This is a genomic window from Methanoculleus sp. SDB, from assembly GCA_001412355.1.
Classification (GTDB): domain Archaea; phylum Halobacteriota; class Methanomicrobia; order Methanomicrobiales; family Methanomicrobiaceae; genus LKUD01.
This window is the reverse complement of sequence record LKUD01000071.1, coordinates 1-11,824: the sequence shown is the minus strand read 5'-3', so window position 1 is coordinate 11,824 and position 11,824 is coordinate 1. Positions and strand designations below refer to the sequence as shown.

Here is an 11,824-nt window from a genome sequence, read left to right as displayed (position 1 = left end):
TATCCACTTCATTGGCAACCGCCGCATCCAGCAGGTGATTTACCGTCACTTCGAATGCCGCACGGGAAAGCACACTTTCCTTCTCACCGGCAATACCGTGACGGCCGATCTGCTTGACTTCGCCCTCCATGCACATCATGTCGGCGACGAGCATGATGTGCCGCACGTCCACGGAGATACCCTGTTCCCTGAGGGTGCTGAGTGCTTCGTCAATGATCGCATTTCTGCCTGCTTCGATGCCAAGCACTTCTGATATCTCGGCAATGTTGTTGGTGCGGGTCCGGTTTGTATTGACACCCTCCACCTCAAATACGTCTTTTAGGTTGGAGCCTTCAGTATAAAGTATATACTCTCCCTCCTCTTTTCGCACAACAACACGTTCGATATCATCGATGCCCTGCACGATGACGTTCCTCACGAACTCCGCGAGCTGAAAGAGATTCTGGTAGCTTTCCCTGTTCTTCGGGTAGAAGGTAAGGGTGGCTGTTTTTTCTTCTTCTTCTGCTTCAAAATCGCGGTAATGGTGACGGTCGCGGATTTTTTTGGGAGCCTTCTCCATGACATCCTGGACGGTGATTTTACGCCGATCGCACACTTCCCGGTTGAGCTGCACAACAACCTGCATCTCAACCATGTCGGTGATAATGTCGCCGAACTCGTGGAGGGGCGCAGCTTCAATCTGCCAGCTCACTTCCCGCGCACGGTCCCGGCTGGTCGCGTACTCTGACGTCAGGTAAATGGTCATGGTGGGGGTGGAAGGCGTTTTCCTCGCATCCATGATCTCAATGAGACGGGGGAGCCCGAGGGTGACGTTGATTTCTGCAACACCCGCATAGTGAAACGTCCGCATCGTCATCTGCGTCCCCGGCTCTCCAATTGACTGGGCGGCGATGACACCCACCGCCTCGGCGGGCTCGATCCGGGTATATTCGTACTCCACCCCTACCTGCGTGAAAATCTTATTGAACTGCTCTTCGGTGATTTTTTTTCCAGAGAGGTAATTGGCGAGGTCGGTTTTTGTTTTTTCCGGAAGTTCGGCCTCAAAAATCCGTTTCTCCATCCACTCTTCCATCAGACTTCCTCCTTGAGGATGTTTTCCACGATTCCTTTCACGTCAACCGGATCTCCGAAGCAGCTCCGGGATGGATCCGTGTTATCCTCGCCGTATTTGAACTGGATAATGCGGCCGCCGGTCGTCCGGACGGTGCCGTCATATGCCACCTTCAGATCCTGCAGCGCATTGATCATCCGCCGTTGCAGGTACCCGCTCTGGGACGTACGAACAGCCGTATCGACGAGACCTTCACGCCCTCCGATCGCATGGAAAAAGAACTCGGTGGGATTCAGCCCGCTCTTATAGCTGTTCTTGATAAATCCGTGTGCTTCAGCACCGCGATCACCTTTCTTGAAGTGGGGGAGAGTACGTTCGTCGTATCCGCGCACGATTCTCTCACCACGGACGGACTGCTGGCCGAGACACCCGGCCATCTGCGTCAGGTTGAGCATCGAACCACGCGCCCCCGATACCGCCATAACGACGGCACTGTTTGAAAGACCAAGGTGGCGGCCCGCGATCTCACCTGTCCGGTCACGTGCTTTTCCGAGCACCTGCATGATCTGCATCTCCAGTGTCTCCTCAAGCGTCCGCCCCGGCATCGGCTCGAGCTGACCGTCCTGGTATATTTTTATGCGGCGGTCGACATCCTGCGATGCGGATTCCAGCACTTCCTCAATCTGGCCGTATTCGGTCCTCGTGAGATCCTCGTCATCAATCCCGAAGGAGAACCCGTCGAGCATAATGGCACGGATCGAGAGTTTTGTCACGTCGTCGATAAACTGCAGTCCGCGGGCAAGGCCGTACTGCCGGATGATGCGTTGCAGGATGGTCCCGTCGAATGCACCGATTCCCTTTTTGTCAATCGTTCCGCAGAGGAGTTTTCCGTCGATGATCCTGACGTAGGCGTCACGCTCGCACTCCTCCTTCAGGCAGGTATCACAATTGAAACATGAACTCGCGCGGAAGATCATATTCAGTCCGTCGGGAAGGATCATCGAGAAGACCTGTTTGTTCGACCAGTACTGCGTCCCGTTATCATCGATGCGATCCGCGGGGGGCAGATGGGTGAGGTGGGTGAAACGGAGGAGCGATATCATCTCAGGCTTTGTAAACCAGCGCAGTTCATGCGTGAGGAGGAATATCCCCGATATATGGTCGTGAATTCCGCCGATGATCGGCCCGCCGAACCGCGGGGAGAGGATATTTTCCTGAACGCTCGCCAGAATGTACGCTTCGGCCCGTGCCTCTTCTGTCTGGGGGACATGGAGGTTCATTTCATCCCCGTCAAAGTCTGCGTTATACGGCGGACAGACTGCAGGGTTGAGGCGGAAGGTCTTTCCATCCATGAGAACGATACGGTGGGACATGATGCTCATCCGGTGCAGCGAGGGCTGCCGGTTGAACAGCACGATGTCGCCGTTCCTGAGCTGCCGATCGACGGTCCATCCGGGTTCGATCATCTCTGCAACCGTTTCGGTGTTCTGATCGGAGAGGCGAACACGCCGGTTGTCCGGACGGATGGCATAATTCGCACCGCAGGGTTCGCCGAGCGATTTCCGGTCGGGCCCTTTGAGTATCATGCAGCGGATCTCCTCGATGTTGAAGGGGGTGACCCTGACGGGCACGCTCATCTCGTTTGCGATGGCAAGAGGTACTCCGACTTCGCCAATCGAGAGATCCGGGTCGGGAGAAATGACCGTACGCGACGAGAAATTGACACGTTTTCCCGAGAGAGATCCACGGAACCGTCCGTCTTTTCCCTTCAGGCGCTGTGAGAGCGTCTTTAAGGGCCTCCCGCTCCTGTGGCGGGCGGGCGGGCATCCCGCAACCTCGTTATCGAGATATGTCGTGACATGATACTGCAGGAGCTCCCAGAGATCCTCTATGATCAGCTGGGGGGCGCCCGCGTCCTGGTTCTCCTTAAAACGCTGGTTGATACGGATAATATCAACGAGTTTATGCGTCAGATCATCCTCCGACCGCTGGCCGTTTTCGAGGATAATCGAGGGCCTCATCGTGACCGGCGGAACCGGCAGGACGGTGAGGATGGTCCATTCCGGCCGTGCAACCTCGGGATTGATGCCGAGAAGCTGCAGGTCGTCATCGGGTATCTTTTCAAGCCGTGCCCTGATGTCTGCAGGAGTCAGTTTATGGTCGATCTTGCGGCCATTCTCATCTGTCATAATCTCCGAGAATGTCGTGGGCTTCTCGAAGTTTATCTTCAGCTGCTGTTCATCGCAGTGGGGGCAGACCCGTTCCTTTTTGATGTCCTTTTCCGAGACATTTTCGGTGCGCAGGTCATCGGGGCCAAGGAGCTTCTCCACTTCCGAGGGGCTCAGGAGCAGCCGGCTGCAGTTTCTGCATGTAACACGGAGGAGTTTTCGAATCAGACGGGTATATCCTACATGGATGACGGGTTTTGCAAGTTCAATATGCCCGAAGTGGCCGGGGCAGTCGCTTGCCTTCTGGTCGCAGGTTTTGCACCGCAGGCCGGGATCAATGACCCCGAGCCCGAGGTCCATCAGGCCCTGCGGATAGGGAAAGCCGTCATCGTCATAGGTGTCGGCCCAGATAATTTTCCGGATACTCATCTTCCGGATTTCTTTCGGGGAAAGAAGGCCAAATTCAATTTTACCAACACGTTTTGGGCTTGTCATGGTTTTCACTCCCCTTATACCTGGTCCTCCAGGTGCATCCGCGGGGCTATCCCCATGCTCTTCATCTCGTCGAGCAGGAGTTTGAATGCGTAACTCATCTCAACAGGATAAATGTCTGTTTCACCACCGCAGGCCAGACAACGCGTTACATTTCGCTTCCTGTCCAGCATGGCAATCATGCCGCACTTTGCACAGACGAACTGCTCGACTTTGTCTGATTCGTCAAGCAGCCGTTCTTTCAATGCCATCGCCGCGCCATGGCCGATCATGACGTCACGCTCCATCTCACCAAACCGGAGACCGCCCTCGCGGGCACGCCCCTCGGTCGGCTGGCGCGTGAGCACCTGCACCGGTCCGCGGGAACGGGCATGCATCTTCGAGGAAACCATGTGATAGAGTTTCTGGTAGTAAATCACGCCCACGTAGATGTCTGCTGCAAACTGCCTGCCGGTGATGCCGTCGTACATGATCTCGCGCCCGTTGTGGGCGAAGCCGAGTGCTTTTAACGAATCGCGCAGATCGGATTCCCGCTCTCCGGAAAATGCCGTTGCGTTGATCCGGTGCCCTTCCATCGAGCCGACCTTCCCGCCCAGCATCTCGAGCATATGTCCGATTGTCATCCGGCTCGGAATGGCGTGCGGGTTGATGACGAGATCGGGGGCGATGCCGGATTCGGTAAAGGGCATATCTTCCTGAGGGACAATCAGCCCGACGACTCCTTTCTGGCCGTGGCGGGAGGCGAACTTATCCCCCACTTCGGGAATGCGGAGATCCCGCGTCCGCACCTTAACGAGCCGGGAACTGTTCTCGCCCTCGGTGATGATCACCGTGTCGACAATCCCGCGCTCGTTGCTTCGCATCGTTACGGATGTGTCGCGGCGTTTTTCGACGGTAATCAATTCACCGCTTGGCTCCTCAAGAAACCGGGGCGGCGATGTCTTTCCGATGAGCACGTCTTTTTCGTGCACCATGGTCTCGGGATTGATGATCCCGTCCGAATCCAGGTTCTGGTAATATTCCGCACCATGGGCCCCCGAAACTTCCTCATCGGGTACCTGGATCCTGTCGATCTGGCCCCCGGGATACCGGCGCTCTTCACCATCGTATGTCCTGAAGAAATGGGATCTGCCGACCCCCCGATCGATTGAACCCTTGTTGAAGATCAGGGCATCTTCAATGTTGAAACCCTCAAAGGAGAGGATGGCGACAACCAGGTTCTGCCCGGCCGCCCTGTCATCCGATCCGATTACCGACGACGTCTGCGTGTGGGTGAGGGGTTTCTGGACATAATGGAGCAGGTGCCCCCGCGTATCGGGGCGGAGTTTCATGTTGGCACTGGCAAAGCCGAGTGCCTGCTTGACCATGCCCGCTCCCATCGTTACACGCGGACTGGCATTATGCTCCGGGAACGGTACATGGGCAGCCCCGATGCCGAGAATGAGAGACGCATCAATTTCGAGGTGCGTGTGCTCGGGAGTGATATCTTCTTCTTTCATCGCGATGAAGAGGTCTTCCTCCTCCTCGGCGTCGATGAACTCGATTAATCCACGTCTTACAATGTCGGAAAAATCAATTTCACCCTCGGACAGCCGTTTCGTATCGTCCTCGCTTATAAGAATTTTACCGTTGTCGAGCACAATGAGGGGACGGCGTGCCCTGCCCCGATCGGTATGGATAATGACATCACCGTTATAATCCTTGAATGAAGCGTTGACCATGGGGGAGATCTCTCCTTTCCGGCGCAACCGCCTGATATTCGTGACGAGGGAACGCGGATCATCAACCAGCCCGATAAGTGCGCCGTTCACGAACACACGTGATTTCTTTCCTTTCGGCATCATGCCATCTCCCTCCTGAGCTCCTCTACCCCGAGATTATGGAGAATCCGGATTATTTCCGCCTCATTCTCCACTCCCGCGCTTATCTCAACCATCTGGGCAAAATTCTTGACAAGGCCACAGTTCGGACCTTCGGGCGTTTCACTCGGGCATATCCGTCCCCACTGGGTCGGGTGCAGGTCACGCGCCTCGAAATGGGGCTGGGATCGTGACAACGGCGAGATGACACGCCGCAGGTGGGACAGGACCGCCATGTGATCCACGCGATCGAGAAGCTGGGAGACACCCGTTCTTCCACCGACCCAGTTGCCGGTTGCAAGCGGATGCAACAGCCGTTCGGTCAGCACATCGGCGCGAACCGCGGTACTGATGGAGAGATCGCGATGCCGCATGCTTGCGCGTTCAAGCTGATATTTTACGTCCCGTGTAAGCCGGTTAAGTGAAATACGGAAAAGATCCTCCATCAGGTCTCCGGCAAGTTTCAGCCTTTTGTTGGAGTAGTGGTCCTTATCGTCGATCCGGCGTTTCTGGAGGACGAGGTCAAAGCAGGCCTCTCCCATCCTTCCCAGAAAATGCGCCTTTGCGAGCCGGACACTTTCCACCGCATCGCGGTATCCGGGGTCGTCATCCTTTATTCCGTGAGGCATCAGGTAGTTGAGGTGGGGAAGAAGATAGTTGTCAAGGACGAATTCGGCACGTTTCCTCTGGTAATCGCGCGTCTGGTTCGGTGCCAGTTTCTTCCCGACATACATGACGCCTTCATCGACATCCTCGCAATCGCTTTCCTCAAGATTCTGCATCATATAGGTGAGGACATCCTCATCGGTCGAGACTGCATTGACGATATCATGATCTCCCATGAGGCCGAGAGCCCGCATGAGGTCCACAAACTTGAGATGGCCGGCGACCGATGGAAACGACACTTCCAGGAGGTTTTTCCGGTTGCGCTCAACGATGACGAGTGCGCGATATCCGCGGAATTGCGAGAATACCTTCGCGACGTAGATCCGCTCATTGTACCGCTCGGTATACTCCGTCATTATCTTGTTCGACGCGAGGTCCTCGAGCGTCATGAGAACGCGCTCCGAACCGTTGATGATGAAGTAACCGCCGGGATCCAGCGGGTCCTCTCCACGGTGGGTCCGCTCGTCGTCGGAAAGGCCGTACAGATTGCATGCCATTGAACCCACCATAACGGGAAGCTGCCCGATCGTAGTGACAACCGGCTCGTCGCGGATGGGTTTTCCGTTTTCATCGTAACCCTTGCAGAGTACCATGTCCAGCTGTATGGGGGCTGCATAGGTCAGGTTCCTGAGGCGCGCCTCGCTGGGGAACAGATCCGACTGCGATCCGTCCGCCTCCCTGACAACGGGTTTTTTAACTTCAATCTTTCCGAGTTCAACCCATACGGGCTGGTTTCCCTTTCCGCGGCTTGCAATATCGGTTTCAATCACTTTCTGTTCATCGACAACCTTCTGAAGATTGAACTGCAGAAAGTTATTGAAGGAATCCAGCTGATGGCGGGCTACGTGCTCACGTGAAAAATAAGATCTCGATATGGTTTTCCGATCTAACAGATTGATCACCCCGGGTGTTATTTTTTCGGTCGTTTGACAACCAGGCGATATGATTCGGCTTTTCCTGCTGTCTGGCTTTTTCGTGTAATTTTAACAACATCACCAATTTTTGCTCCGATTGATTTCACCGCAGGATCGTCATGATAAATTTTTGGCAGTTGGTCTTGGGTAATCGTGTAGGTGGAGAGCAGCACTGCTACTTCCTCCTCGCTCATAATTTGATGGTCCGGAACCATCACATGGTCTAAAACATTAAATGTGGTGCTCATCCCCATCCCCGTTAAAGAAAAAGTTCCTTTTCAGATGCATCACCGCTTAAAAACTAAACTTCGCCACAACGTTGCTGTCTGGCACGGGCCCGGAGGGATTTGAACCCCCGACCACCTGGTTAAAAGCCAAGCGCTCTGCCTAACTGAGCTACAGGCCCCCTTTCATACCTTAGGTAGCATTATTACAATGCATCCTGAGCATTTAAATGTATTTGTTATTTAAAAATATCCCTCGCTGCTCTCCGGGCACACTGATGCGTGAACGCGCCGCGCTCATTCTCCTCGACAATCAACACTTTAAATACCTGTGAAGCCATTTTAGGATACGTTAGATTCCGGAGGAGGGCACAAATTGTGAAAACGGATGAACCGCACCTTAAAATGCTCATTCATGCCATTTCTTCAGTAACGGTGATTATTTATCTTATCGTTGCAATTGTTTTAACAATACTTGCGTTTTTGTCATTTTATGACGTTTTTATCCAGTTGCTGGATGCAATAACTGCTGCACCGGTATCGGCCGGAATTCTTCAGGTGCTGCACTCGCTTCTCGTGACGATCATCATTATCGAGATACTTGAAACGGTCACGGCTTATTTTCGGACCAGCCGCCTGCAGGTGCGGCCCATTTTGATTGCCGGAATAACGGCGATGATCCGTAAAGTGCTGATATATGGGATCGACACCACGGATGTCACGGAGATTATCCTGACACTTGCAGCAATAGTCATTCTTACTATTGCGGTTGTCTATATCGGAAAGGAGGAGGTGAATTGAGCAGCGGCACCCGGCCACGCCGCCGGGCCACCATCCCGTCAACCACCTCAAAAGAATAATTAATTGGTGTTAAATCCGTTTCGAAGCTGTTCGAGCCTTTCTTCCTGGAACTTGATCGACAGTGCCATGCTCTTTATCGCATGGGTGATATTTTCCCCCACCTTGACCTTATCGTCGTGGATATTGTATGTGGCTTCAAGGATTTTCAGCAGGCGTTTTGAAACATCCACGCTCTTGCTCAGCCGCTCGAATTCATCGATAAGGGCCTGATCCGCCCCGGCTCCTTTTGCGGACTCTACCTGGCGGTTGATATTTTCCTGCCGTTTGAGGACGTACTCGATCGCTTCATACAGCTGACGGTGGGTGGTCGGCTTCATGATATAGTCCTCGATATAGATGCCGTATTCCTGCGCCTCATCGGGCGTGAGCTGCTTCGCGGTAAGCATCATTACGGGGATGTCTTTCGTTTCGGGGTTCGATTTGATGTGCTCAAGCGTCTCCCAACCGTCCATGGGCTCCATCATGATATCGAGAAGGATGAGATCGGGGCGAACGTCCTTGAGCACTTCAAGGCACTCGTCTCCACTATACGCAGCAATAGGGCGGTATCCTCCCCGCTCGAGCATTGCAACGAAAACATCCACAATCATGGGACTATCGTCAACAACCAGAATGGTATACATCACACTTCCTCTCCGATCCTACGTGCTAATTCTGTCAGCTGTCCTTTCACTGAAGTAATATCTGCTGATACATTTAAAAGGCTAGTGATAAGTGCCCCCGATCCTGCACCCATTACGAGAATAGTGGCGTTGTCCGCCTCCGCGAGAACAACATGGGGTGGTTTGATGTGGACGATGCTGGCCGACGCTTCCGAGGATGCAAGCATCGTAGCACTCATGGCTGCAAAGGTGGATGCGGGAATGTGCTGTTCAAAACATTTTCCCATGACGAGCCCGTCACGTGAGACAAGAGCACAGGCTTCAACACCTTCAAGCGCCATTATTTCATCGATAAAACCCTGTATTTTTTCTCTAAGGGGGTGTTTTTCCGTCATCAGCATTAATACCTCAGTGTTTCGGCACTGGATATGTTAATTTTCCATGTAAGATATAAATTTGTACTGTTTTATCCCTGATGTGCTTCCTTCCTATCCCTCTGTCTCTGGAGGATTTTTCCGGGAAAAACCTTTTTAATTCCCGGACAGCACATTGTATGTACCATGCAGTTGCCCCGGGGGACGTTCCATTCCCTTAAAAAAGGCATGAATCTCTCTTCTCTCCTTAGTGAAATGCGAAGTGCCGGGTTTAGCGGACATTGCAGTATTCAACTGCATGATACGCCCGTGTCCCTGGTCTTCGACCGTGGTATCTGTATCCTTGCGGATGTCCCGCCGCGATGCGGCACCGAAGGGTTTGATTACCTGAAAAGCGAGGGGGGCGAGGAAGTCAATGCCGAACTCTACAGCCTGACCCGGGCACAGATTGATCTCAGCATCGAATTCAATAAAAAGTTCAGGGTCGAGGATGCTGCCGTTCCGGCTCCCGATATCTCCGGGCAAAGCGCCGTTGCGCGGCAGCCGGCCGGAACGGGTGTGCCGCGTGGTTCGTCTCCACTACAGAAGGCGCGTCCTGCCGCCACTGTCGCTCCGCTTCAGATGCCCCGGGGAACGTTTCATTCCCTGAAAAAAGGCGTGAGTTTTTCCCGGCTCATCGACGATCTCCGTGAGATGCGGTTCTCAGGATGCTGTAACCTCGCGTTTCCGGATCGAAAAGGAACAATCGTTTTTGAGGAGGGAATCTGCATGATTGCCGATTTCCCGCCAACCCGCGGAAGCGATGCACTGCAGGCGCTGCAGCCCCTCGTGGACGGCACGGTGAATGCCGAACTCTACACTCTCACACCGGCGCAGATGCAGCTCGTCCTTGAATTCAATCGTGAATACCGTGTCAGTGTGGCGACGAGCCCGTCGCTCGTTGCCGTCAAACCGCAGAAGGTCGCGGAGCGGCCCCTGAAGTCCGGGGAACCCGAGTCCGGCGATGAAGGACTGAACGAGGATTTCGATGAGCAGATTCGTGCCATCGAGAGCATGGACCTCAGTGCGATGTCCGAGCAGTTCAAGGACAGTTTCAAGGATATTCTCAATCGCCTCCAGCTCGATTATCTTCTTGAAAAGGAAGAGCGGGAGATGACCGAAGATGAGGGGGCAGAGGAAGAGAAAGAAGCTGACAGCACTGAAAAAGAGTGATATTTTATGACCGATTTTGAATTATTTCTGCTGATCATCGTCTTTATCCTGTTTATTGTACAGATTGTGCTCGGGTGGTTCCTCTTCAGGTTCTACCGGTTGCTGGAAACGGGACGTCGCTATCCCGGAACCATTTCCGTCCCCGGGATTCCTGATGGGGGTGCGGGCACTTCCGAACCCGGACCCGGGCTTGTGCAGGAAGCTGGGCCCCGGCCCGCCGGATCGCGCCTCCCGCATGATACGGACATTCACGCGGGAAGCACTGGCATCCATGAGAGTCTCCTCCGGGTGTGCGAAAAATATGGCTTTTTTTCGATCACGCTTGCCACGAAGGACGGTCTCTCCATCGCTTCTTCGCTCGAATCCCCTGAAGAGGATGCCGCCCGTTTCAGTGACCAGTATAACCGCGGGATCGCCCCGGACGATGAAAATATCCGGCTCCTTGGCCTGGAATGCCACGGTGAATCCGTCATTGGTATCATCCGGGGAAACGGTCCTCTACCTGATACGTGGCTTATCCCTCTCGAAAAGGACCTTCGTGCTGTTATGGCACAGTGGCTCTGACCAACAATAGTGATTATCGCTATTGTTATCCATTAAAGAAACTTTTATATATTTACAGGTAAAACAGATTCATTAGTTCACAACAGAGAGGATTTTATGGTCAGGGCTTATACGATCGCATCAGGCAAAGGTGGTACGGGGAAGACGACAACGACCGTCAATCTGGGCACAATGCTGGCATATTACGGAAAAGAAACCTATATCCTGGATGCCGATGTCGGGATGGCCAATCTCGGGCTTGTGCTTGGGCTTGAAAATGTTCCTGTCACTCTTCACGAAGTGCTTGCCGGGAAAGCCCAGGTTTCAGAAGCAATTTATGAAGGGCCGTACGGTGTGAAGGTTGTGCCGAGTGGAATATCGCTGAAAGGTTTTCAGAACGCCAATCCCGACCGTCTCCGCGATGTAATGCGCGAACTCGTCGGCAGGTGTGAATTTCTGCTGATCGATGCTCCGGCGGGGATCAGTCGCGACGGTGTTATTCCCCTTGCAATTGCGGATGAAGTTATTCTTGTCGTCAATCCCGAACTCTCATCCATTGTCGATGCGCTGAAGACAAAGATACTTACCGAACTCGTGGGCGGCCATGTATCGGGTGCGATCCTCAACCGTGCGACGATGGAGAACAGCGAGGTGAGCAGGGAGAAGATGGAGAAGGTGCTCGGGGTGAAAGTCATCGGGGTGATTCCCGAGGACGCAAATGTACGCCGCTCCTCTGCACATAAAACTCCAATTGTGGTGAAATTTCCCGACTCTGAAGCATCAAAAGGATTCAAACGCATTGCTGCGAATCTTGCGGGAGAACAATATGCCGACAGTGGTTCTGCAGATACATCAGCT

General features: G+C 53.7%; 11 protein-coding genes and 1 tRNA gene. 4 read left to right on the top strand and 8 right to left on the bottom strand.

Annotated features, from left to right (window positions below; translation table 11 throughout):
* The 6 genes from APR53_00650 to APR53_00625 form a co-directional block, all read right to left on the bottom strand.
* A partial coding sequence (locus tag APR53_00650; protein ID KQC03829.1) for a DNA-directed RNA polymerase subunit A'' occupies positions 1–1,072 on the bottom strand: 1,072 nt, incomplete at its 3' end.
* Positions 1,072–3,714, bottom strand: a complete 2,643-nt coding sequence (locus APR53_00645) for a DNA-directed RNA polymerase subunit A' (protein ID KQC03835.1) — start codon at positions 3,712–3,714, stop codon at positions 1,072–1,074. The genes APR53_00645 and APR53_00650, both read right to left, overlap by 1 nt.
* A 14-nt stretch (positions 3,715–3,728) precedes the next feature.
* The gene (locus tag APR53_00640; protein KQC03834.1) at positions 3,729–5,552 is read right to left on the bottom strand and encodes a DNA-directed RNA polymerase subunit B'; all 1,824 of its coding nucleotides are present in this window, start codon (positions 5,550–5,552) and stop codon (positions 3,729–3,731) included.
* Positions 5,552–7,111: a DNA-directed RNA polymerase subunit B'' gene (locus tag APR53_00635; GenBank protein ID KQC03833.1), complete on the bottom strand. Its 1,560-nt coding sequence runs from the start codon at positions 7,109–7,111 to the stop codon at positions 5,552–5,554. Before APR53_00635 ends, APR53_00640 begins: the two co-directional genes overlap by 1 nt.
* 35 nt (positions 7,112–7,146) lie before the next feature.
* A complete protein-coding gene (locus tag APR53_00630; GenBank protein ID KQC03832.1) occupies positions 7,147–7,398 on the bottom strand; it encodes a DNA-directed RNA polymerase subunit H in 252 nt (83 codons plus the stop codon).
* Between the two features lie 84 nt (positions 7,399–7,482).
* A tRNA-Lys gene (locus tag APR53_00625) sits at positions 7,483–7,556 on the bottom strand.
* Between the two features lie 223 nt (positions 7,557–7,779).
* Between APR53_00625 and APR53_00620 the strand changes: the two genes are divergently transcribed.
* Positions 7,780–8,175, top strand: a complete 396-nt coding sequence (locus APR53_00620) for a hypothetical protein (protein KQC03831.1) — start codon at positions 7,780–7,782, stop codon at positions 8,173–8,175.
* 59 nt (positions 8,176–8,234) lie between these two features.
* Here the strand turns inward: APR53_00620 and APR53_00615 are convergent, their stop codons facing one another.
* Positions 8,235–8,858, bottom strand: a complete 624-nt coding sequence (locus APR53_00615; protein KQC03828.1) for a two-component system response regulator — start codon at positions 8,856–8,858, stop codon at positions 8,235–8,237.
* Positions 8,858–9,232, bottom strand: coding sequence for a hypothetical protein (locus APR53_00610; GenBank protein KQC03830.1), 375 nt, complete (start codon positions 9,230–9,232; stop codon positions 8,858–8,860). The genes APR53_00615 and APR53_00610 overlap by 1 nt, the downstream gene beginning before the upstream one ends.
* Before the next feature lie 288 nt (positions 9,233–9,520).
* Here APR53_00610 and APR53_00605 point away from each other — a divergent pair, with 288 nt between their 5' ends.
* From APR53_00605 to APR53_00595, 3 genes are all read left to right on the top strand, one after another.
* Positions 9,521–10,423, top strand: coding sequence for a hypothetical protein (locus APR53_00605; protein KQC03827.1), 903 nt, complete (start codon positions 9,521–9,523; stop codon positions 10,421–10,423).
* A 6-nt stretch (positions 10,424–10,429) separates the two neighbouring features.
* Positions 10,430–10,987, top strand: coding sequence for a hypothetical protein (locus APR53_00600; protein KQC03826.1), 558 nt, complete (start codon positions 10,430–10,432; stop codon positions 10,985–10,987).
* A 96-nt stretch (positions 10,988–11,083) separates the two neighbouring features.
* A partial coding sequence (locus tag APR53_00595; protein ID KQC03825.1) for a septum site-determining protein MinD occupies positions 11,084–11,824 on the top strand: 741 nt, incomplete at its 3' end.

Excerpts from the sequence above, each read along its gene's own strand:
- APR53_00645 (KQC03835.1), bottom strand. The coding sequence starts at position 3,714 with ATGACAAGCCCAAAACGTGTTGGTAAAATTGAATTTGGCCTTCTTTCC.
- APR53_00640 (KQC03834.1), bottom strand. The coding sequence starts at position 5,552 with ATGCCGAAAGGAAAGAAATCACGTGTGTTCGTGAACGGCGCACTTATC.
- APR53_00630 (KQC03832.1), bottom strand. The coding sequence starts at position 7,398 with ATGAGCACCACATTTAATGTTTTAGACCATGTGATGGTTCCGGACCAT.
- APR53_00620 (KQC03831.1), top strand. The coding sequence starts at position 7,780 with ATGCTCATTCATGCCATTTCTTCAGTAACGGTGATTATTTATCTTATC.
- APR53_00615 (KQC03828.1), bottom strand. The coding sequence starts at position 8,858 with ATGTATACCATTCTGGTTGTTGACGATAGTCCCATGATTGTGGATGTT.
- APR53_00610 (KQC03830.1), bottom strand. The coding sequence starts at position 9,232 with ATGACGGAAAAACACCCCCTTAGAGAAAAAATACAGGGTTTTATCGAT.
- APR53_00600 (KQC03826.1), top strand. The coding sequence starts at position 10,430 with ATGACCGATTTTGAATTATTTCTGCTGATCATCGTCTTTATCCTGTTT.